Source organism: Gemmatimonadota bacterium, from assembly GCA_026702745.1.
Taxonomy (GTDB): Bacteria; JAAXHH01; JAAXHH01; order JAAXHH01; family JAAXHH01; genus JAAXHH01.
In genome coordinates this window covers 1-22900 of the sequence record JAPPBT010000005.1, presented here as the reverse complement: position 1 = coordinate 22900, position 22900 = coordinate 1, and the positions used below count along the sequence as shown (strand labels likewise).

Here is a 22900-nt window from a genome sequence, read left to right as displayed (position 1 = left end):
TGGTCTTTTCTTACAAGAATCCCCCGTTTTTCCCTACTAATCAATTACACAACCCTGAGAACGCAGTCTGTACGGACAGCCGGCCAGGCCCGGCCTCGCTGCAGCGGACTGCGTAAGAACCGTCGCTTGCGGACCGCTGAAAACGCGTGCATGGCGAGTGGGTAATGCGTGCGTAGTGCGTGCGTAGTGCGTGCGTAGTGCGACTGTGTAAGCGACCAACCGGAAGGAATCGTCATGAGTGTGGATATCGTTCGAGGTACCAGCCAGAAGCCCGTCTCAAGCGATGCCCTGGTAGAGATCGTTTCCCAGCAGACCACTTGGTCGGGGCGACTGTTCATCGGATATCCGATTTACAGCACGTCCGAAGGACTCAGGATGATTGACGCCCTGCTGGTTTCGGCAGATATGGGTGTGGTCGTTTTCGATCTCATCGAGGGACACGATACGGGTGATTACGGAGCGCGGCAGGACGATGCGGCAAACAAGCTCGAAGCCCGGCTTAAGGTACACAAGGAACTGATGCAGCGACGGGACCTCATGGTTCCCATCCATACCATCTCATTCGCCCCCGCATTGAGGAACCCGGATTCATGCCGAATCGACGATTACCCGCTCGCGAACGCTTCCTCACTCATAGAGGCGTTAAACCGGTTCACCTGGTCAGGTCCCCATGGCCAGGATATGCAGGATATGTGTGAGAAGGTGCTGTCGGCAATCGAGCACATTGCCACGGTTCGTAAAAGCGGAATCGGCCGGAGCGTAACGGAGGAGGACTCGCGCGGCGCGAAGCTGGAAAAACTCGAGAAATCGATCGCGACACTGGACAACATCCAAAGTCAAACTGTCATAGAAACGGTCGAGGGCGTACAACGCATTCGTGGTCTGGCGGGTTCGGGCAAAACCATCGTACTGGCGCTGAAAGCGGCCAATCTCCACGTGCATCATCCTGACTGGCGCATCGCAGTCACCTTCAATTCACGTTCCCTCAAGGATCATTTTCGTCGCCTGACCAACCATTTCTTCATAGACCAGACCGGCGAAGAGCCTGACTGGGACAGGCTGCGTATTGTAAACGCCTGGGGTTCCTGGCGGGGTAAAGACCACGAGGGGATCTACCACGAGTTCTGTCGACTGCACGGCATGGCATTCCTCGATTTCGGAAGGGCGCGCAGCAAATTCGGACCCGGCAGGGAGTTCGAAGGGGCGTGCGAATACGCCCTTGCTTATGCACAAGAACGCGAACCGGTCTACGACGCGATATTTGTCGACGAAGCGCAGGATTTACCGCCCATGTTTCTGAGGCTTTGCTACAAACTGCTCAAACACCCCGGGAGACTGGTGTACGCCTATGACGAACTGCAGAGTCTTCGAGGCAGTTCCCTGCCTTCTCCAGAGGAGATTTTCGGGAAGAACGAGAATGGATCGCCCAAAGTGCGATTTGACGACACCGGTCATCCCGAACCGCAGCGTGATATCATGCTGTCGAAATGTTACCGCAATTCGAAGCAGGTTTTAGCCACGGCTTTTGCCCTCGGATTCGGGGTATACCGGAAACCGTCCCATGGGACGAAAACCGGCCTGGTCCAGATGTTCGATCGGGCACATATCTGGGAGGATATCGGTTACAGGGTGCGGGCCGGTGCATTGCGCGACGGTTCGGCCGTTACGCTTGACCGTACGGAGGACACAAGTCCTGGGTTTCTGGAAGTCCATTCCGATCCCGATGACCTGATCTGTTTTATCACCTTCAGGAACGCAGACGAACAGACGGAATGGCTGACGGAGGCCATCGCCGAAAACCTCGGTAAAGACGAACTGCGACACGACGACATCATGGTCATCAACCCCGATCCTCTTTCGACACGCCTGACCGTCGAGCCGATACGCAGACGTTTGAAGGAAATGGGCATCAGATCCCATCTCGCCGGAGTCGACACGGATCCGAATACCTTCTTTCGACCGGGCAAAGCATCGGTGACCCTGACCGGGGTTCACCGCGCCAAGGGCAACGAAGCCGGCATGGTCTATATCATCAATGCCCAGGACTGCCATTCAGCGGTACGTAATCTGGCGAGTGTACGAATCGGCCTGTTTACGGCGATAACGCGGAGCAAAGCGTGGGTTCGCGTGCTTGGTTTCGGCGAATCCATGGCCATGTTGAAATCTGAGTACGAAAAACTGAAAGCGCGGCGTTTCGAGTTGCGGTTTACCTATCCGACTTCGGAGCAGCGGGAGCAGCTGCGACTCATCCACAGGGATATGACCACGGCCGATTTTAAGCGCCTCAAGAACCGCGACCGGCATCTGGATAATCTACTGTATGAGCTCGAAACCGGCAAAGTGCAGATCGAAGACCTGGACGAGGAGACGATTGCCCGGTTCAGGAATGTGCTGATGGAATAGCGTTATTTAACCCGGGCAGTTCGTGCCGGAATCGGGTGATCGCCGAGGTCGTTCCACAAACTGGTATGCTGAGGTTCTCGTTTTGCATAATCGCGAAGAGGAGGGCTGACGCGCCGCGATCTTCACGCTCGCTCAGGTTCTGGCGTCAGCGAACGCCAGGTGCGCAGACCTCTGGAGGAGTTGAGAGACAAACGGCTGGTCGAGACCAGGAATCGCGGACCGGCGACACGCTGGGTACTCAAGCAGGGGGGCGCGATAGGGGGGGGGGCGACAGGAGCGCGATAGGGGCGCGACAAAGCGTTATGGGGGCGTAATAGAGGCCGTTATGCGTTCCAATCGTATTCAGGCGATACAGGCACAGGGCAAAATGCCCTCCTCTAATCCACCACCGGAGGACCTTGACCGAACGTTCGGTTCGGACATTGAGCGTACATAGCTTGCTCTACGATCAGTCATTTCCTATCAGGTTTCCGAGAATACTCACCAGCGCCCGTCCCGGTCCATTTTCCGCATAACCCGCGAGTTCGAACTTCCTGCTTCCCAGTCTGCGCACCACGATCTCGCTCCAGAAGAAGAACCCTTCCTTCAAACGGACTTCCACCAGCTCGCCGATGTCATAGAGGGTCCCGGTGTTGTTGTTGACCAGGTGGTTCGACCGGGTGATGGCCATGCCTTCCTCGCCGGAACCGTCGATATCGTAAAACACCAGCAGGTCGTTCACTGTCGCGGCCACACCGCTGAAACGTATGTCACGCTGCAGCGAAACGACGAAGTTCGCCGCCCGGTCGGGGTCGATATCGGGGTAGACGTACAGGCCGGCCCTGGCATCGGTCAAGATGCCACGAGCGGCCTGTCGGACACGCTGAACAGCAGGATCGGACGACGACCCGGATCCCGTGCCGCTGGAGGCGTCGGTCCAGGAGGCACCAGACTGTGAGGCTCGACCTGACGCGCCGGACCGGGAATACTCCGTTCGTGTACGGGAAGATTGCGAGGAAGAACGATAGTGAGGAGGAGACTGCCGCTGCGAAGTTGACCTGTGAGTCGAATACATCCGCAGGTTCTCCGGATTTCGAACGAGCCACTGGTATGCCTCGTTGATCTCCGTAAACTTGGCGGTAGCCCGGTCTTTCACCCGTTCGGGCACTTTGTCCGGATGCCAGATCAGCGCCAGTTCCCGGTACGATTTCTTCACGTCATCCAGCGACGCGCCCGGAGCGAGATCAAGCGAGTGAAGTGCCCTGTTCGTGGTATCGTCCATACATGGTTATTTACGGCTTATACGTATCTGAGTCAACGGCACTGTGCATGGCGTCCAGGATCCGACGCACGGCATCCACGGTTTTTTCAACATCGGAGGCCAGGGTAGCCCAGGAACAGACGCTGATCCGCATCGCGCGCATCCCACACCAGTCGGTACCTCCGAACCACGCGGTTCCCTCCGACTGAATACGGTTAATTACCTGGTCAGTGAATCGGTCGTGGTCTGTACCTGCTGGGTCCAGGAAACGCACCAGTCCCTGGTTGATGACCGCCGGGGAGAGTATTTCGGCACCGGGAAGCGACCCGATCCCCTCAACCAAACCCGCCGCCGCGTCGCAACACCGGTTCACTATGTCGGCGATGCCCTGCCGGCCGAGGGCTTTGACGACCGCATACACGGGAACGCCGCGGCCACGCCGCGACCATTCCGGGTTCCAGTCGAGCTGGTCTCGCGCAGAGCCATGGGTCAGGTACGAGGCCCGTATGCTTATCGCGTCGCGATGGGACTCGGGATGGCGAACGGCCACGAATCCAATGTCGAACGGCGTATTGAGCCACTTGTGTCCATCGGTTGCCCACGAATCGGCCGTTTCCACTGCGTCGAGCAGATGAGAAAAACGCGCTGACACCCTGGCCCACAGGCCGAAGGCACCGTCCACATGTACCCACGTGTTGTCGCGCACGCGACACAGGGGAATCACGGTGCGGAAGTCATCGAAGTTGCCCGTATTGATGTCGCCGGCTGACAGACACACCGCAACGGGCGCATCGCCCAACGCATCCAGTTGTGCACCCAGGGCAAGCGGATCTATGCAGCCATCGGTGGTGGGTACCAAGTGCAGATGCCGAGATCCAATGCCCAGTAGGCGAACGGCCCTTTCCACGGAGTGATGGCCATGCGTGCCCGATACTACATGCATGCGGGGTCCGCCGGCGAGTCCGTCTCGTTCCGGATCGTGTCCGCACCCCACCAGCAAATGACGTCGGGCGGCTGCGAGTGCCGTCAAATGGGCGAGTTGGCAACCCGATGTGAACGCGAAGGACGAGTCGCCGGGCAGGCCAAGCAACTCGATTAGCCATCGTCCGGCGGTCTCTTCGATAACGGCTTCCGCGGGAGAGCAGGCCGCCAACGCGGCGTTCTGGTCCCAGGTCGACACAAGCCAGTCCGCCGCCAGCGCGGCTGGATGCGTACCACCGATGACCCAACCGAAGAATCGTCCACCGGGACATCCGATCAGTCCCCCATCGGTGTGGGATACAAGTTCGTTGATGACGGATTCGTCGTCCGAAGGACCATTGGGAATCGGTCCGTCCAGACGTTGACGTAACTCATCAATTGTGGTCAACGCCGCGACTGGCCGGTGGTCGAGACCGTCGATCCATTTCAGGGCGTGTTCCGTGGTGGTCCTGAGAAGGGAGGCTGTGCCGCGTTTCAAGGTTGGATGCTCCTTTCAGTCAGATAACCGGTTGAGGCAAAAACCGGATGATGTGACGTGTGTGGTCAAATTGATGACATTTACTTTGGAATAAAGATGTCCGCTCTATTCCAGGTGTATCCATGTTGCAATCAGTGTTGTCTACCACCCCCCATGTCGCTATATTCTCCATCGAAACAGCGGTAGCTTACAGAATTCGCCCGTCGGTACTTTCAGTGGGGACCCACCCATGCCCATCACCGATGCTTTGCCCGAAATGAAGCGGGAACTGCGGTTTTTCCCGGCAAGAAACGAGCACCCCAAAACACTTTCCCGCGAACAGGTCGACTTCTTCAACGCGAACGGGTATCTCTGCCCCCTCGATGTCTTTACCCCGCAGGAGGCCGAAGAGAACCGCCTGTATTTCGAAGACCTTATGGCCCGCGCCGATCAGGAAGGATACAACAGCTACTCGATCAACGGATGGCAGCGGCATTGCGAGGGGATCTACAATCTTACCATGAACGAGCGGATACTGGCCTACGCGGAAGACCTGGTCGGGGAGACGCTGATCTGCGAGATGACCCACTATTTCTGCAAGATGCCGGGCGACGTGCAGCGGGTGAGCTGGCACCAGGACGCGTCCTACTGGCCCCTGACCCCGAGCAAGGTGGTGACGATCTGGCTGGCCATCGACGACGTGGACGAAGAAAACGGGCCCATGACGGTCATCCCCGGTTCCCACCTGCACGGGCAGATCCCCTTCGAGAACAGTACGAAGGCCGAACGGAACGTGCTGGGCCAGACCGTAACGGACCCGCTTAGGTGGGGCGGAGATCCCGTGCCCTTCGTCATGAAGGCGGGGCAGATCTCCATGCACACCGACCTGCTGCTGCACGGTTCCGAACCGAACGTATCCGACCGTCGGCGTTGCGGCCTGACGATCCGGTACCTGCCGCCGGACGTGCGGGGCCGCTACCCGGAATACCACCGGGCCGTAATCTGCCGGGGCAGTGATCCCTCGGGTTACTGGAGGCCCATTCCCAGGCCGGTTGGCGACCGGATTCCTCCGCGTAATCGGTAGTATCTACATTGTATCTACATCCCCGTATCTACATCCCCAGCGGCCTGCAGTGTTTGCACGGCCGGTATCCGCTGTCCACCGCTTCCTCCGTACAGCTGAATTCCAGCCGGTGCCGCGGCTGAACGCGCCGGGCGTCGCGGCAGGTCGGATAGCAGTAGATGCCGGTCGTCCGGCTGCCGATGAAGCGAACCCCGCGCTGCTTCCAGTTCGCCAGGTCTTCCCGTGGAATCCCTTCCCGCTCCAGCAGCGTCCATTTCATTTCCGGTCCGTAGTAGTAGTTCCCGACGCCTCCTGTCGTAGGAACGAGACGGTGGCAGGGCATCAGGAAGGGAACGGGATTGCGAGCCATGACGGTCCCGACGGCCCGGATAGCCTTCGGCCGGCCCACTTCCCGGGCCAGCCAGGCATAGGGTCGTACCTCGCCCGTCGGAATCCTGGCCAGGTGCTCGAGCACGGTCTGTTCAAAATCGGTCAACCCTTCCAGCGTGACCGGTGGCTTGGCGATCTTCTCTCCTCTTATGGCCCGCCTGACCGCTTCGGCATACGCTTCGGGGAGCGAACCTCTGACCGCAGGCCGCCCCAATCTGTCTTTGTAGTAGGATTCGAAGGCGCCGTCCTCTTCCACGTCGAGTTTAACCGCTGAAATGCCTTTGGGTGTGAACCCAACGTGTGCCGATCCGAAATCCGTGTCGATCACATCGTATCGGTCTGCAATCCTGATCATCACTTCCTCCTCGATCCCTGCGGGAGCGGTCATTTTCAGTTTGGGAGAATCCACGGCAAGTTCTTCCAGAAAAGCGGCCTCTTCGCGCAAATCCGCGCACCTTTCCAGGTGTTTCGCCACGGACTGGCTGGCCTCGTCGTCCGCCTCGCCGGTCCTGATTCGATCCAGGTACTGTCTCGCTTCGTTAATATCCACCAGGGTCATCCTCCATGATCTTGCGAAGTTTACGCAGCGCCCGGTATACCTTGCCCCGCAGCGCCGATTCCGAAGAGCCGGTGACCGTCGCGATTTCCGCGTACGTGTACTGCTCGATGAAGCGCAGGATGATCAGTTCCCGGCTTTCCCTTCCCAGCACAGCGAGGGCCGCCCGGATCGTGCTCGTCCGTGACCGTTCGTTTCCGGTGTCGACAACCTGTGCAGGCAAGTTGCCCTTCATGCTGACCAGTGCGTCGTCTCTTCGTTTGCGCGACCTCAGCCTGTTCAGCGCCAGGTTCCGGACGATGCGGTACAGCCAGGGACGGACTTCGAGCGTCCGGCAGCGCTCCGCGTCGTACTTTCCGGTGAGCGTGGTGTAGGCCTTGACAAAGGCTTCCTGCGTAACGTCGAGGGCGTCGTCCGATCCACCGAGCATTTGGAAGGCGTAGGTGAAGAGCCTGTCCTGGTAGGTCGCCACCAGCTTCCCTACCGCGTCCCTGTTGCCGTGGTGGATTTCCAGTGCGATGCATCGTCCCTCTTCCTGTGTCATGCAGAGTCCTTTGCAATCCGGCGTTATGTCGGTTCTATTCCTACAACACCTTGTATCAGGTTTTCGTTCGGTAAAAAACGGAATTTAGTATCCTTCTTGACAGTTTACTTACGATTTCTTTCCTTGCCAGTTAGTTACTTCGTTTTTGGCTAATGCACACCAGTTGCGTTGCGGCGAACCCGATATACCTTTCACACGAATGCCTCGAAAAGTATGAGCGTTGATAAAGGAATGAACAGACGCGGGTTTTGTTGAAACCGGTGGGAAAGGTAGCCCTTGAAAATTCGCCCACGAAAGGGTAACTAGAATCGTGGTGCTGTCCAGCCACCTCGGCGATGACGCCAGAAACTATCAGGAACAGGCCATTCGCGCAGCGATAAGGGAATCACAGAAATGAAGATGAGTGCACGCTATGTAAAGATTGTGGAGTGGTCCGAAGAAGATCAGTGTTACGTCGGCAGCTGTCCCGGTCTGTTTTATGGTGGGTGTCATGAAGAGAATGAGCAAAAAGTATTCTCTGAATTATGCCGGATCGTGGAAGAAACCATTGATATGTATCGAAGGGACGGCGAGTCTCTGCCTGCTCCGACTTCGGGTAAAGACTACGCCAACAAAATGCTGAACTTTGTCTGATTTGAACGGCCGTTCCGCCTACCCGCCTACCCACCTACCCGCCTACCCTCCGTCCCGCATCTACCTACTCCCCACCCCCAGCACCCGATCCCAGAATCCCTTTGTCCCGGCATCCTGCTCATTGTCCTCCTGGGCGATGTAGATCGTAAAGGCCGTGTTCCCGATCTGCTCGCCCCGCCAGGCCCTGAATCCGCGGCGGTTCGGTTCGAGGGCGTCCCCCCTGATGTCCGACTTCCAGATCTGGTTCATCGTCGGGTACCATACGAAGAGGCCGCCCACTTCCTCCACCAGGATGCGTTCGGCCTGCCGGTAGACATCCATCCGCGCCTCGTAGTCGCCGACGACGCCTCCCGCCTGGACCACCAGTCGGTCGAAGCGGTCGTGCCTCCATGCATGCCGGCCCGATGATAGCCAGAGGTTCATCAGGCTGCTGGGATCGATGAAATCCGCCCCGAACCGGACGAGTCCCAGGGGAAGCTGGTGGCTGTTGATCGCGTCCATGAAGATCTTGACCTCCATGTTGCGCACCACCAGGTCGATCCCCAGGTTCTGCTTGATCATGGCGTGGATCGCCTCCCCGGCCTCGTGTACCGGCCGAACATCGCGCCGGACCCACATCTCAGTGCGGGGGAATCCCCTCCCTTCCGGATAGCCTGCTTCAGCCAGCAGTTTGCGTCCAAGGGCGGGGTCGTATTGCTGGACGGGTTTCAGGGCATCCGTCGCTTCCGCCGGGAAGCCGGGCGGCAGCATGGAGTAGGCGGGAATCGCGAAACCCTGGAGCGCGGATTCGCACACGGCGTCCCGGTCGATGGCGTGGCTGAAGGCCTGGCGAACCTTAAGATTGTCGAAGGGCGGGTTGTAGGTGTCCATCGTGAGGTAGTACGTGGCGAAATCCGTGTAGGAATGCAGCTCCCGCCTCAACCGCGGATCGGTCTTTATCCGGGCGAGTTCGGCGTGGTTCGTCACGAGGCCGAAATCCACCTCGTCGGCCTCGTAGGACGCGAGCAGGGGCGGCGGCGTCGAGGCATTGTGCAGCCTGGCGATCAGCGTCTCCAGGTAGGGCCGCGCGGCCCCGTGGTACCGGGGATTGGCCTTGAGCACGACCCGGTCCGCCTTGGTCCACTCCGCCAGGTAGAAGGGGCCACTGGCGATGGAGGTCTCCGGGCTCGTGGACCAGGCGTCGCCATACTTCTCCACCGCCTGCCGGGGCGAGACCCAGCTGTCCACCATCAGGTCGGGCATGTAGGCGCAAGGTTCGTCGGTCTCGATGAGCAGGGTGTAGTCGTCGACCGCGTGGACACCCAGCGAGTCGAGGGGCAGCTCCCTGCCCACGACGCGGCCCCAGTTCTTGATCGGACGGTAGTACCACTCCACGTCGTAGGCGTTTTCCGGGTCGGCGCCTCGACGGAGGGTGAACACATAGTCGTGGGCGGTCAGGGGCTTCCCGTCGGAGAATTCGAGGTCGTCCCGCAGGTAGAAATACCATCCCAGCCCGTCGTCGGTGGGTTCCCAGCGGTTCGCTGCCGCCGGGATCAGGTTGAAGTCCTTGTCGAAGCGGATCAGCGGTTCGGCGATGATCCGGTGGCCGTAGGTCCCCTTGTAGATCGTGCGGAACCACTCCATGTAGGTGTTATCGAGTTGAAACGTGCGGACGTACTGCTCGGACGGCGGCGCTGCGTCGGGCGGCAGTTCGACGCCCGCGGAGTTGACGTACCGGGCGGAAGATTGGGCGGGCTCGCCGCCGGCCGGACCGCCCGGACCGCCCGGACCGCCCGGGACGCGCAGGATTCCGGCCGTGGCCACGCCGAAGATCACGACGATTACAAGTACACGGGCAGTAGGGATCATGGAGGGCCATCCGTTCGCCGCGATGGAAGGGTTGCAAACTACGTTATGTCCTTCCCGGCCCCCCGTCAAGCGTAGTACGGTGATTCGCCTTGACCCGGTTCGGCCGGTCTTTATTTTGCACGTGAACACCAACCGACCGGGTGAATCGCCTCATGGATTCTTTCCTCATTTCACAGGCACTGGCTGCCGTCGCTTTCACGTGCGGCGTGGTCTCCTTCCAGTGCAAGAAGCGCCGCAACGTGCTGCTCTGGCTGAGCGCTTCGGCCCTGACGAACGCCTTCCACTTTTTCGTACTCGGCAGAAACAGCGCCGGAACCCTGTATGTCATCATGGGCGTCCGCGTTTTCACGGCGGCCTTCACGACCGACCGGCGCCTGATGTACGTGTTCATGGCGCTGATCGTGGCCGGGTTTTTTTACTCCTACGAGCGTCCCCTGGACATCCTGGCGCTCTTCGGTTCCCTGCTGCCCACCTACGGCAACTTCCAGCAATCCGACCGAAAGGTACGGCTGATCTACATGGCCTGCGCGGTGACCTGGATGGTGCACAACTACATCGCCGGCAGCCCGGTCGCCGTGCTCATGGAGACCACGTTCCTGGTCAGCAACATGATCGGGTACTGGCGGATCTACAGATTCGCGATTAAGGCCTGAGTGGAAAAGCCCTGAGGAAGGTACGCACGCGGGTTTGAAGGGGATTGTCGCGCCGCCGGAACTATCCGTACATCCGGATCGGGGTCGGCTCGGTGGGCTTGTTCTTGCGGGGCGGACGCTGTGCCGTGACCTTCAGTGCTTCCTCCCAACCCCGGTTCCAGGTGGCGTAGTCCGACAGCACGAACTCGGGGTGGCGCTGGCTTCGTACGATGAAGTTGGGGTAGAACGACCGGCCCGTGGGTAGCCCGGTCTGTTGATACCGCAAGTCGAGGCTCCACCGGATCGTGCCCGAACGATTGGGGATGGACCGGTGCGGAATCAGCTTGTGCATGAGCAGGATGTCACCCTTCCTCATCGGCAGGGACAGGACCTCTCCATCGGGCAGCCGGCCTTCTTCGATGCCGAATCCTTCGCTCCAGTACACGGTCCGGTTGTGGTGCACCCTCGGTATGATCTGCAGGCATCCGTTCTCCTCGTCGGTGTCGCAAAGGGGAAGCCACACGGTGAGAATGAATACCGGGTCGGCGTCCTCAAGATGCACCTGCGCGTCCTGGTGCCAGGGCGCCACGTTCTCCCTGATGCGGGCGGTCAGGGCGTCCTCTTCGCCGCTGCCGCCACCGTTACCGCCGCCATTCCCGTGACTTGCCAGGCTGTTCAGGTCCTCCGGCAGCTTCGCCCGCAGATGCTGAATGGGGCTGCACGTTATTTCGGGTCCGACGAGAGATTCCACGAGGTCCAGCATGCGGCCGTTGCCGAGAAATCGGAACACCGCCTCGTGCCGCATGTTCATGATATCGATGTCATCGTAAATCGCGGTGTTCTCCCGCGTGATCTGGGCCAGCCGCCGCTCGAAAGGTTCGGTCCCGTGCAACTCGGAAATGCGTCCTTCGCGGTGGAGTTCGCTGGCCCGTTCGTCCACAAAGGCCTCGATCCCCGCAATGACCGGATCCAGGTCGTCACTGGTGAGCGCGCCTTCGACGATGACGTAGCCTTCATCAACGAAATGCTGAAACTGATCTCTTGTGAGAGACATGATCGAAAGATTCCCCTTCCGGTGCCGTATCTTCAAGCCGCTTTTGGTATGTGCGTGATCAGGTTTTGCAGGTGACAAAGCCGTTCGGGCGTGGCCGTGGAAAGCAGGGGGCCGTCCTCGCCGCCGAATACCTCCCGCGTTGTATAGCCGTGTTGGCGGATGATCTTCTTGAAGGCCTCAAGTTCACGACCGTCCTTGTGTAATCCGGTATACACGAGCGTGAACATGCGCCTTTTCTTCCCGCCGCCCCAGGCGCTGTGCTTGGTGGAATGGTTGAAGACCGCCAGGTCGCCGGGCCGGGTCTCGACGGCGATTGCCGGGACTTCGCTGCCGTGCAGTCCGCCCCAAACGTCCCGCTTGCCGGAGAGGTGTTCGTGAATGGTTTCCGCATACCCCTCACCGAAACGGTGACTGCCCGGTATAACCCGCAACGCGCCCGTGTCCTTCGTCATGGGATCCAGGTAGATGGCCATCTTGTAGAAACGGATGGGCTCGGGCCACTGGGTGTCGGAATGCCACCGCGTGTCCCCGACGTAGAAGTTGCCGTCGCTGTTCCAGTACTGGTACCGCTCGCCCAGCAGACCGGCGGCGATGCCCTGGATGCGGGGATCGTCCAGCAGCGTGCACAGGTACGGGTCGTGGTTTATGAACGGCGCCACGGCCAGTCGCTCCAGGCCTTCGTGGTCATCGCCGCCGTGCCTTTTCAACAACCCGTCGAAAGCCCGTTCTATCTCGCCGATCCGGTCGTCAAGCAGGCCGGGGAAGTGCAGATACCCGAAGGTATCCATGAATTCCTTCTGGTGTGCATCCAGTTGAAACATGGAAACTCCCGATAGCCTTATACAGACGGAACTGCTCAGTATTCCTCGAGCACCGATCCTTCTATGCCCCGTGTGCCGTCTCCATAGACAAAATAGTAAACGACCAGCACTCGTCCATCCTTCAATTCGACCGACCATGGATACCCGCAATCGGACGCCAGTGAATCGGCGCGCACGACGATATCCGGCGCGGTATCCAGGTCGCCGGCCTCGGGATCGAGTATCCGCGCCAGGCATCCCATCTGTCCTTCCCACCGGGTACCCACCGTGGCAAGGATGCGGCCGTCCCGCAGCCCCAACAGGTGTCCGGGGCAACCCCGCATGGTCGTCGATCGCCAGGGCGACCAGGTCTCGCCGTTGTCGTCCGAGTGCACTTCCACCAGGTGCACGTCCTGTCCGGGCGGCTGGTTCGGATGACAGCGGAAGAGCACCAGGATCCTGCCGGACGGCGTCCGGTAGATCGCCGGTTCGCTGAAATGGGCGACGTCGTCCTCGGAGATACGGCCTTCGTAGGCCCAGGTATGGCCGCCATCGGTCGACGATTGCATCATGCCGAAGAACGGCGGGCGGCCATCCGGGTGGTCCGTCGCCTTGCCCGGAAGCAGCATGCGCCCGTCCGGCATCTCCAGCAGGCCGCTTCGGCAGACGCCCGTATGCGAGGCGGGATGGCCGTTCACGGCATCCGGGAGCGGCGGAAACGGTTCGGGGTGCGACCAGGTCCTGCCGTTGTCCGGGGAACGCACGTGGAACCCCACGCCGGGACGGGAGACCCAGGTATGCTTGGAAACTTCCGGATCCTGGGCTAGTACAAGGTCCACCGTGCTGGCGTGCAGGAAGATCTCTCCGCTGGAAAGCGTGTGGGTCCCGAAATCGATCACGCCGCCGTGGGGATAGACCGTCACCAGTTCGGCCGGACCCCAGGACCGTCCTTCGTCACCGGAGCGACAGGCCCGTACATCGAAGAGCGGGTGGCTGTGGTGGCTGAACCCCGTGGCGGGCGACCGGTGAAACAGGGTCAACAGGTCACCATCGGGGGTCCGGACGACGTTCGGATGGGCGCCATACCAGCCTGCTTCGCGGTAGATCGTTCTTTGTTCCGCTACGCGCCAGCTCATGTGGACTCAACCTTCCTGTAAAATGTACTGGATGTTCATACCGCCGGCTATTCATGCAGCCCGGTCGTTTTTCAGGCTCGCAGGTCATCGAAATCGACATTGGATGCAAGAATATACCTGTGGCGGCATGGCGGTAAATGGAAATATGAATACGATGTGCCGTGAGATTCAGCCGGTCGGTTTTATTCATCCGGACATCGCGGCAAGCCGCCGGAACGCGTCTGGCCGGGGACCGGTTTCCATATGCGCCAGGATACTGCCGGCACAGGTCTCGGCACCCGACTTAGACGTATCGACTTCGAAGTCGTAGATACAGGGTTTGTGCACCTCCCGATCCCAGATCCGCACCAGTTCGGGCACGGGCGCGTCATCCGGTAGGTCTTGTTCCCTGAGCCAGGTGTCCTTGCGGCGTTGCCACACGATTTCGGCGGGACAGCGTACGCCCACGAAGTACGTTCTCAAACCCTCCAGGCGCCTTGCGCAGTCGTAAAGGATACCGCTCAGCGTGGCGTAATCGTCGTGATGCGCGACGTCGGCCACCACGTTCAGACCCAGTCGGAGGTGGGCTGCGATGGACGCGTAGAACGCATCGTACATGATGGGTATCAACGGTTCGAGATCGGGTCTTTCGCCGCCTGGCCGGTTCGCGATACCGGCGGGCCGAAGCCCGATCCCGGGGCGAAGTCGTTCCGGAGTGATTTCGATGAATCGATCGGCGCCGAGGTTCATCCACGGTTCCCGCGACATTCGCTGGATGGCGGATGCGATACTGGATTTTCCGGATCTGGGGGCGCCATTGAGCACCACGGCCGTACCCGGTTCGGCCATACCCGGCCCGGCCGTGGTATCCGGCATGGCTGAATTCTCCCTACCCGACGGAGGGGCGGAATCCGGCTGAGTCTCAGCATCCGGCATGGCTGTAGTCTCCTCGAATCGTGCGTAGAGACCAGGGACGGAAATTGTGGATATTCAGTTGCGAACAGGTCTGACCGCACATTGGATTCACTGTGGATGAATCGGAATATAGGGTGTATCTTCTGCAGGACAAATCGGTATTGCGTATCGCCCTGTTCAATGCATACCTCTCACTGTCCGGAAATCTGGTCATCCCAGAAACCGTCGTCACTAAATGGTTGTCCACAAACCGTGATCCAGTCGATGATTACTCGACGTGTAACTGGCAATTACGAGCTTTTCGCAAGAATCGTCGGAGCGAACTCGAAACCTGCGACGTGCATACCCGCAGCGCGCACATCTACGGCGCGCATCCGGTTTTCCGGATCCGATGATTCCGTGAGCGTGCATCTGAAAATCGACGGACGGGGATTCCGCGTGGTTAGGCAGGTTGGAAAAGACCGCACGATCCTGAAGGATTATCCCGGCGGGGGACCGCCCCCGTGGGATATCCGCGTGTTGAAGAAGGGCAACTTCTTCCGCTTCGGGGTTAACGGAGTCTCGGGCTGGATCCGTGGACCATCGGGAGAGTGGTATGGTCGGTACGAACCGTGGGAGAACACGCTGGCGCTGGAGGCATCCGGTGGCTGTGGATTCGAATCCTGCACGGTCACGGCGCTGCCCTGGCTGGACCAGCAAACGGAACCGGTCATCGCGCGGGGCCCGGCCGGCAGCCACTACGAGCAGCAGATCATTCCGGGGGCCATCCTTGAAATCGACCAACGCTACTACATGTACTGCATGGCGGGCATGGAAGGCGACCAGGAAGGGTCCTCACGCCGCACCGTCGCCGTAGCGGAGAGTGACGATTTGAGATCGTGGGAAGTGCATCCCGTTCCGGTACTTTCCTACGCGGACGCCCCGGGGGACAATATCTACGTGAACGGCGCGGTCGTTACGCCGGACGGCCGGATCGTCATCATGTACGCCGTCCAGCAGTATCCATCCTGGCTCGGATTCATGATGGCTTCGGCCGACGATCCGAAGGGGCCGTTCACGCCGAGTTCCCACAATCCCGTCTACCGGCATTTCAATGACGCCGCCCACGAATTCGACCTGCTGCGCGTGGACCATCCGGATTACCGGTACCTCATGTGCTATGCCGGATACACGCCGCGGCCATCGGGAGGTTGGCCGGGCGGCGACCGGGGCTACCTGCTCTTCAGCGACGATCTCGAGGACTGGCGCGAAGCCGAACACAATCCGGTGTTCGGTCCGGAAAGGTTGGACGACTGGGACGCCGTGCATGTCCGGCCGCGGTCCGTGAACCGGATCGGCGATACGTGGTATCTCTGGTACGAAGGCTGCAACGCCTGGACGCCACCGGGTGCGGCCGGGCCCGAGCGGTGGTGCGATTCGGTGGGCCTTGCCCGTTCGACGGACCTCAAAAACTGGTCGTACTATCCCCGGAATCCAGCACTTCCGGCCCTTGGAATCGGTACGGAGCATTTCGACCACACCTGGACGGGCTGGCCCCGCATGGTTGTAAAAGACGGCCTGGGATACGTGTTCTATACCGGGAACGCCCAGGTCGGATTGAGGACGATTCCAATAAGGCGCCTGATGGACTGGGACAGCGAAGGCGGCGAGACGATTCGGATCGTCTAGGCGGGTGGCACCGGCCCGGACCGGGCAGCCGGCCGCACCCGCCGTGCTTCGCGTCCACGTGACAGATGCACCGGCAGGTACACGGCGAAAAACATGGCGAGCGCGACCACGTCGAGGATGGGGATGTACCAGGGCCACGGTGCGAAGAAGAAGGGCGACACCGTACCCCAGGGCGGCCGGGAAAGGTACATGTAATTCGATCCCATTAGCAGGTTTACGATACCCACGATGACGGCGAACAAATTCAGGGCGACGAAGGCGCGAAAGAGTCCGCGCAGCGTGGGCCGCATGCCCAGGCCCCAGGTGGCGTACAGGACGGCCACGACGATCCCTGAGTGGACAATGAAATACTGGAAGAAACGCCACGATGGGAAGCCGGTGTCCATGGCGCCCGGAGTGATCACGGCGTTGGCGGAACCGACGAGACCCCAGAAGTAGGCGATCTCGTAAGTGTACTTGTTCCGGAATATCAGGGTAGCGGCCGTGATCAGGCTTGCGACGCCGCAGATATGCAGTGGAAGGTGGTTTCGGACCATGTATTCAGGACCGAACTGCACGAGGCGGAATCCCCAGGCCGAGATTTCGTTGACCAGCAGCATGGCGGCGAGCAGGTAGCCGATCCTCACCGCCGTCCGCTCATTGCTCGCGCTTCGTGCGAGTTTCGAAAGCAGAATGGGCAGCACGAGGGTAAGCCCCATGACGATGAGATGGGGCGGTCCAAAGGTCTGGAAACCGGTTGGCGTCATGATGTAACATGAGTACAGGAAACTGGACAGTAAGACAACCCGCAATACCCATGTTTACACTTTACAAGAACAGACAGGCCGCGTCGCGGATCGTACTCTCACCCACGGTGGGACCTTCCGTGCAGCGGGCCGCCAGGGAATTCCAACGGATCGTGAAGCGCATGGGCGGGGTAGAGATCCCCGTCCTTGAAGCATCAGACCGGCCGCCGGAGAACAGGACCGGTAGATCCGCTGGCGGCCACGATGAAGAAACCGGCCGGGTGTACATCGGATGGGCGCCCGCAGGACTCGGCGTCGACCTCTCCGAATCCACCCTGGGATACGATGGATACGTCGTTCGGTGTACCGGCAACACACTGGTGCTCGCGGGTCGCCGCCCCTACTCCGCGCTTTATGCCGTGTACCGGCTGTTCGAAGAACATCTCGGTTGCGGTTTCTTCGAAGAAGGCGAGCAGATCCCGACAAGAGATACCGTCTCGATCGGCGACCTGAGCGGACCGGAGATATACCACAGGCCCCGGTTCAAGTGGCGGATGTACTTCGCGAACATGCAGGACGCCTACAGCGGCATGCGCTGGTGGACCTGGGATGAGTTCAGGCCCTGGGTCGACTACCTGGTCAAGAAGCGCTTCAACATCCTGGAAAGCGGCAACATCGCCGACTGCTGCGGTATCGGCGCGCTGGCCGCCAACCGGCTGGGCGTTCCGGTGCAGCTCACAGCGTGGCAGGCCGCGCGCATCGCCTTGTTGCGGCGCGTCTTCGACTATGCCCGGGAGGCCGGCATCCGGATCCGGTACCGCATGCAGCTCCACGTGGGCACCCCGGCGGTGAATCCCGGCTTCTCACCCTACGCCGACGGACGCCAGCTCCAGGAGTTCGTGGACGGGTACGAAGCCAAAACCGGAGAGAAGATCCGGTTCGCGCCGTTGGAATGGTGCGGCGAGTCCGAGATCGTACTCGACCCGCGGGACCCGGTGACCCGGCGCTTCACCACCGCCGTGGTGGAATCCTACGCGGAAGCGCTGGGCACGGATCATCTCTACAGCCTGTGGCTGCCCACGGAGGAGACCTGGGTCGAGGAGGACCCCGACCGGGCCGCCGAACTGACCCATGCGTCCGTCTACGGCATGATCCAGGCCATACGGGACGGCGATCCGGACGCGGTGCTGTTCAGCCCCCGGGTGTGCACGGACAACCCCACGGCGGCCGCCCAGGCGCAGGCGGTCCGCGACGCCGGCCTGCCCGTGATCGGCAACATGTTCCTCAACCACGCCGGGAGGATGTACGACTTCCTCCGGTGCGACTACTACTGGGGGCTGCCGTGGTCCACGGGCATGTGCGGCCAGTGCGGCCGGGAGACCAATCCCAACGGCGACATCAGGACGGCGATCGACAACGCCCGGTCCCTGGCGGATCATCCCCGGGCATCCAACCTGCAGGGGTTCACGGTGTCCTCGGAAACCAATCACCGGAACGTGATGACCATGGATCTCTACGCGGAACTGTCCTGGAACCCCGCGGACCTGGAACCGGACGCCTACGTCGAGCAGTGGAACCGAAGGCGGTACGGACCAGCGGCAGAAGAAACCCGTCCAGCCGTCGGGATACTCGCCGGCACGATCATGTCCTACTTCGATCCATGCACCCACAACGGCCCCCTGTACCGGAACTGGGACGGGACCCTGCTGCCCGGTCTCACATCGGGCTCGGTCAAACGGCTCATCGGGTTTCTGCCGGCGCTGCACGACATGCTCGAGATCCTGCTGTCCCAATACGATGCGCTCGAAGATTCCCCCATGTACCGCTTCGACCTGGTGGACATCGGCCGGACCTACCTGGCGGGCATCTTCAACCACCGGCTGGCCGACGCGCGCAAGGCCTTCCGCGCCGGGGACCGGGAACGGTTCGAAGGGATGGCCGCGGAGACGGAGCAGGCGATGCTCGCCATGGCCCGGTACTGCAGCGCCCACGAACAGTTCAGGCTGAAGACCCATGATGACTGGGCGGTCCGGTGGCCGGAGATCGTGCCGGGACATGCCAACAGTGAAAGCAACTGGATCACCTTCACCGCGCTGATCTCCCTCGAGAACTGGCAGGTGCTGCTCGACTACCTCCCGGAGGACTTCGCCGAGATGATCGTCCATTACTTCCTGCCTCGCGTCCGGCAGTACCTGGACCGGATGCGGACGCTCATGGATCGGGGAGAGGATATCTCGGAGCGGCTCGTGGACCGGGATTCGGACGTCGATCTGCCCTCCCGCGTGGCGAACTGGTCGACACCACGGGGCAACACGCCCTGGTCGCCCTACGGGGACACCTGCGAACCCGAGTTGACCGGAGAGGATGAGGCCCTTGCGCTCCGGCTCATCAAGGCCGGTTCCGTAAGTGGCCGGTACGACTTCTACGAGGGGCCGCTGGATGCCCTCGTCCGCGAGATGCTGGATGACTTCCCTCCGCCCGGGGACATCGATGAGATCCTCTTGGAGGAAGACTACGCGCCGCCGGGCAACCGGTTGGTACTGCACGGGATGCCAGGCGAAACGATCGAGGGATTCAACGTGCCCGGTTTCGTGGAACGGGTCGAGGTTCCGCGGGAGCTTCGCGACATTATCGCGGTACGCGAGGTACGCAGGGAATACAACATCGCCCGGGGCGAGATCGCCCTGTACCAGGTGACGGTGCCGCCGGAGATCGACATGATCCGCCGAGAGGACGAACCTGCCCCCTCGGACGGACATAACGTCGCGGTGTTTACCTTCAGCGTTGGAGACACGGCCTACAAGGTGTGGTTCGATAGCGGGACGGAGCTGGATGTGGCGTCATTCGTGGTGGAAAGGACACCGGCATCACGTTAGTCCTGCTGTGCAGATGGTAACTTCTCAGGGTCTGCCGCGGGAGACACCCTATTTGGAGCAGACTCCAGGCCGGGAGCAGCAGTACTGAACTTGAGATACCCCCGGACCTCATCAACTTTCGTTTCCACCCGATCGATTTTGTTACCCAGATCCCGAATCTCGGCTCTCAAATCCAGATACATCAGGACGGCCGCCCCAATTAGTGCCGCCTTTATCGTCGTGTCCATCCAGGCTTTCCGGTCCATCGGTACCCTATGTTTTCGTGTTACCGGCCCCACCGCAGTCATGTCTCAAATTTAAAGAGTCGGGCAATAACCGGTAGCTCTCGTAAAAAAAGTTCAAATACTTCCCACTGCTGTTCCCTGCCACATCTGAATCCCTTACGTCCACGGCAATTGCTTTTGACACTTATCCCGCGGCAGTCGTAATATACTTCCCACCCACGCACCGCTTGAACACGAAGCGCGACACCTCTCGAAGTAGGACACCTCGCTGAAGACCGGAGCCCTCCATGCTCTCCAGCGGCCAGATCGAACAATTCCACGCCTTCGGTTTCCTGGTCATTCGCCAGGCGTTTTCCCGGGAGGAGGTAGACGCGCTGATCCAAGAGGCCGCCGCGGCGTGCGCGCAGAAGCTCGGCCGCGACATTGGCGAAGAGGAATGGTTCTGGGACGGGGAGTTCGTGGAATCGCGCCCCGCGCTGACGCGGCTCGTGGAAGACGACCGGATCTACCTGACCGTGACGGAACTGCTGGGCGACGACCTCATCTGGATCGGTTCGGAGGGGATGTGGGGGATCGATCCGAAGCTGGCCGACCACACCTGGCATTTCGACGGCCACAAGACGTCACGGTTGCTCGACTATACCCGGACCAAGGTCATGCTGTACCTCGATCCGCAAACGAAGGATACCGGCGCGCTTCGGGTCATCCCCGGCTCCCACCGGGACCCATTGCATCAGGCGCTTCTGCCCCTCCAGGAAGCTCACCTCGGCGGCGATCCCAGTCCCTTCGGGGTCGACGGCCCCCGGATCCCCGGCTACTCGATCGAGACCAAACCGGGCGATATCGTCCTGTTCAACCAGTGGCTCTACCACGCGGTTTACGGCAAGAAGGGGAAACGGCGGGTCATCGTCTTCAAGTTCGGGCCGCGACCGCGCACCGGCGCCCACAGGAACATGCTGCATAAAGGCGCGCCGCAGGGGTTCAGGCCCCATCGGTCATTCCTGGAGAGCGGGCGTCCCCGCTTGCGGCGACTGGCCGAGGGCATGAGCGCTTTAGGCACGGAAGCTTAGAACCACCACCCGTCAGACCGGGCGCTTGATCCTCGCCACGATGCCGCCCCACCAGTTCCTCAGGTCCTCGAAGGCGCTGTAGACCAGGGGCAGCGCGATCATGGCGCCGATGGTGGAGAAGATCAACCCGCCCATGACGGACCGGCCCATGGGGTAATAGGGCTGGTCGCCGAGGGTGGCGGTCCCGATCGCCATGGGCAGCAGACCGAGCATGGTGGTAAAGGCGGTCATCAGGATCGGCCGCAGGCGGTCGCGGCCGGCCTGGATGATCAGGTCCTGTCCCTTCAGACGACCCTCCCGCTCCAGGTGCTTGATGTGGTCGATGAATACGATGGCGTTGTTGACCACGACCCCGATCAGGATCACGATGCCGATCATGGCGAGTATCGACATGTTGGTACCGGTAGCCCACAGCATCCAGTAGCACCCGAAGTAGGCGAAGGGGATGGACACGAGGATGATGATCAGCGGATCGATATAGGACTCGAACAGGGATCCCAGGAGCAATAGCACGGCAACGAGCGCGAGAAGGATCGCGGTCACCATGGCAGCCGTGTCTTCCTCCAACTGCTCCCAGCGGTCTCCGAGGCGCCAGGAGTAGCCCCTGGGCAGGGAAAGGTCCGCCAGGCTGGTGCTGATTTTGCCGCCGAGGGTCTCTATGCCTTCTTTGGTGGTGTTCGCGCGGACCATCAGGATGGTCTCGCTGTCCCTGCGGAAGACGGTCCTGAATGCCGGAGTCTGGGTGAAACTGGCCATGGTGGCCAGCGGGAGCTGGGTGCCGTCGTCCAGGTAGACCGCCTGGTCCCGAAGCTGGTGGACGGTCTCACGGTCTTCCTCCTTGGACTGTACCCATACCCGGATTTCCCGGTCCTCGGTCTTCAGGCGCTTCAGTTCGTTGCCGCGGATGCCCGAGAGGGTCATTTCGGCGACGCGCCGGGGTGTAAGTCCGAACTTGCCCGACATCTCCCGGTCCACGGTGACCTGGACCTCGTCCTGCGTTTCCTCGTTGTCCAGATCGGTGGTGATGGCCGTAATCTCAGGCAACTGGTCCAGCCGCGCGTTCACGTCTTCCGCGATCTGCTCGAGCCGCCTCGGGTTCTCCCCGTGCAGGGCGATGCTTACCCTCGGGTCTTCCTCGCCACCCTCGCCCCATCGCCATTTCACGACCAGTCCCGGCACCTCGGGTATGGTCTCCCTGATGATCCTGGCGACCTCCTCCGAAGACCGGTACGACTGCAGGCCCCCCTGGGTACCGAGGATCAGGAGGATCGCGACGTATAGCGCCGTCAGCACGGCGGTAATCTGAAACGCGTTGTTTTTCCTGCGCACCAGGACGAGCACGACCGCGCACAGGGCGAGTGATCCCCAGACCCACGGCGCTTTTGCCTTGTGCCGCAGGACGTCCCAGACCGAGTCGTCCGAGCCGCTGTGGAGGAACACTTCAAAGGTGATACGTCCGGGTCGGAAATCGGACCGAATGGCCCTGATGTTCAGCGAATCGGCCGAAGCCATCCACTGGTTCTCCAGGTCGGTCACGAACCGGTCCGTGTATTCCAGGCTGGCGAACTCACCGGGTTCGATATACATCCAGACCTGTCGCGGGTCCGAGGACGAATTGTCCATGGTCACACTGCGCATGGGTAACAGGAAGGTCAGGATGACGAATCCACCCAGGATGAGCGCCACGTCGCGCCGCGGGTGCAGCA

General features: G+C 60.8%; 19 protein-coding genes. 7 read left to right on the top strand and 12 right to left on the bottom strand.

The features are described 5' to 3' along the window. Positions 1–234 precede the first annotated feature (234 nt). On the top strand, positions 235–2403 hold the full coding sequence (locus OXH56_00825; protein MCY3553839.1) for an ATP-binding domain-containing protein: 2169 nt from the start codon (positions 235–237) through the stop codon (positions 2401–2403). Between the two features lie 448 nt (positions 2404–2851). Here the strand turns inward: OXH56_00825 and OXH56_00820 are convergent, their stop codons facing one another. Beyond that, entirely contained in the window at positions 2852–3664 is an 813-nt protein-coding gene (locus OXH56_00820; protein ID MCY3553838.1) for a J domain-containing protein, read from the bottom strand. Positions 3665–3674: 10 nt separating this feature from the next. Next, positions 3675–5102: a pyridoxal-dependent decarboxylase gene (locus tag OXH56_00815; protein ID MCY3553837.1), complete on the bottom strand. Its 1428-nt coding sequence runs from the start codon at positions 5100–5102 to the stop codon at positions 3675–3677. Between the two features lie 229 nt (positions 5103–5331). Between OXH56_00815 and OXH56_00810 the strand changes: the two genes are divergently transcribed. Continuing rightward, on the top strand, positions 5332–6165 hold the full coding sequence (locus OXH56_00810; protein MCY3553836.1) for a phytanoyl-CoA dioxygenase family protein: 834 nt from the start codon (positions 5332–5334) through the stop codon (positions 6163–6165). Positions 6166–6193: 28 nt separating this feature from the next. Here the strand turns inward: OXH56_00810 and OXH56_00805 are convergent, their stop codons facing one another. Both OXH56_00805 and OXH56_00800 read right to left on the bottom strand, forming a co-directional pair. Continuing rightward, positions 6194–7084, bottom strand: coding sequence for a methylated-DNA--[protein]-cysteine S-methyltransferase (locus OXH56_00805; protein ID MCY3553835.1), 891 nt, complete (start codon positions 7082–7084; stop codon positions 6194–6196). Further along, positions 7074–7634, bottom strand: a complete 561-nt coding sequence (locus OXH56_00800; protein ID MCY3553834.1) for an RNA polymerase sigma factor — start codon at positions 7632–7634, stop codon at positions 7074–7076. Before OXH56_00800 ends, OXH56_00805 begins: the two co-directional genes overlap by 11 nt. 399 nt (positions 7635–8033) lie before the next feature. Between OXH56_00800 and OXH56_00795 the strand changes: the two genes are divergently transcribed. After that, the gene (locus OXH56_00795) at positions 8034–8267 is read left to right on the top strand and encodes a hypothetical protein (GenBank protein MCY3553833.1); all 234 of its coding nucleotides are present in this window, start codon (positions 8034–8036) and stop codon (positions 8265–8267) included. Between the two features lie 60 nt (positions 8268–8327). On the opposite strand, the gene OXH56_00790 is transcribed toward OXH56_00795, so the two are convergent. Then, positions 8328–10115, bottom strand: coding sequence for a peptide ABC transporter substrate-binding protein (locus OXH56_00790; protein ID MCY3553832.1), 1788 nt, complete (start codon positions 10113–10115; stop codon positions 8328–8330). 152 nt (positions 10116–10267) lie between these two features. Here OXH56_00790 and OXH56_00785 point away from each other — a divergent pair, with 152 nt between their 5' ends. Beyond that, positions 10268–10768: a YgjV family protein gene (locus OXH56_00785; protein ID MCY3553831.1), complete on the top strand. Its 501-nt coding sequence runs from the start codon at positions 10268–10270 to the stop codon at positions 10766–10768. A 61-nt stretch (positions 10769–10829) separates the two neighbouring features. Here OXH56_00785 and OXH56_00780 read toward each other — a convergent pair whose 3' ends face one another. The 4 genes from OXH56_00780 to OXH56_00765 all read right to left on the bottom strand — a co-directional run bounded on the left by OXH56_00780 (position 10830) and on the right by OXH56_00765 (position 14592). Further along, positions 10830–11801: a phytanoyl-CoA dioxygenase family protein gene (locus OXH56_00780; GenBank protein ID MCY3553830.1), complete on the bottom strand. Its 972-nt coding sequence runs from the start codon at positions 11799–11801 to the stop codon at positions 10830–10832. Positions 11802–11833: 32 nt separating this feature from the next. Then, positions 11834–12622 carry a phytanoyl-CoA dioxygenase family protein gene (locus tag OXH56_00775; GenBank protein ID MCY3553829.1) on the bottom strand — a complete coding sequence of 263 codons (789 nt, stop codon included), beginning with the start codon at positions 12620–12622 and terminating at the stop codon, positions 11834–11836. A 35-nt stretch (positions 12623–12657) separates the two neighbouring features. Continuing rightward, the gene (locus OXH56_00770; protein MCY3553828.1) at positions 12658–13737 is read right to left on the bottom strand and encodes a sialidase family protein; all 1080 of its coding nucleotides are present in this window, start codon (positions 13735–13737) and stop codon (positions 12658–12660) included. 186 nt (positions 13738–13923) lie between these two features. Next, complete coding sequence (locus tag OXH56_00765) at positions 13924–14592, bottom strand: chloramphenicol phosphotransferase (protein MCY3553827.1); 669 nt, start codon at positions 14590–14592, stop codon at positions 13924–13926. A gap of 444 nt (positions 14593–15036) precedes the next feature. On the opposite strand from OXH56_00765, the gene OXH56_00760 reads away from it, so the two are divergent. Continuing rightward, a complete protein-coding gene (locus OXH56_00760) occupies positions 15037–16299 on the top strand; it encodes a hypothetical protein (GenBank protein MCY3553826.1) in 1263 nt (420 codons plus the stop codon). Here the strand turns inward: OXH56_00760 and OXH56_00755 are convergent. Next, entirely contained in the window at positions 16296–17045 is a 750-nt protein-coding gene (locus OXH56_00755; GenBank protein MCY3553825.1) for a TIGR02206 family membrane protein, read from the bottom strand. The genes OXH56_00760 and OXH56_00755 overlap by 4 nt on opposite strands. A 50-nt stretch (positions 17046–17095) precedes the next feature. Between OXH56_00755 and OXH56_00750 the strand changes: the two genes are divergently transcribed. After that, the gene (locus OXH56_00750; protein ID MCY3553824.1) at positions 17096–19900 is read left to right on the top strand and encodes an alpha-N-acetylglucosaminidase C-terminal domain-containing protein; all 2805 of its coding nucleotides are present in this window, start codon (positions 17096–17098) and stop codon (positions 19898–19900) included. Here OXH56_00750 and OXH56_00745 read toward each other — a convergent pair. Continuing rightward, entirely contained in the window at positions 19897–20127 is a 231-nt protein-coding gene (locus OXH56_00745) for a hypothetical protein (protein ID MCY3553823.1), read from the bottom strand. The genes OXH56_00750 and OXH56_00745 overlap by 4 nt on opposite strands. Before the next feature lie 284 nt (positions 20128–20411). Between OXH56_00745 and OXH56_00740 the strand changes: the two genes are divergently transcribed. Then, positions 20412–21194 (top strand): phytanoyl-CoA dioxygenase family protein, encoded by a 783-nt coding sequence (locus tag OXH56_00740; protein MCY3553822.1) that lies wholly within the window; start codon positions 20412–20414, stop codon positions 21192–21194. A gap of 12 nt (positions 21195–21206) precedes the next feature. Here the strand turns inward: OXH56_00740 and OXH56_00735 are convergent. Beyond that, the coding region (locus OXH56_00735) for an efflux RND transporter permease subunit (protein ID MCY3553821.1) at positions 21207–22900 on the bottom strand (1694 nt) is incomplete at its 5' end.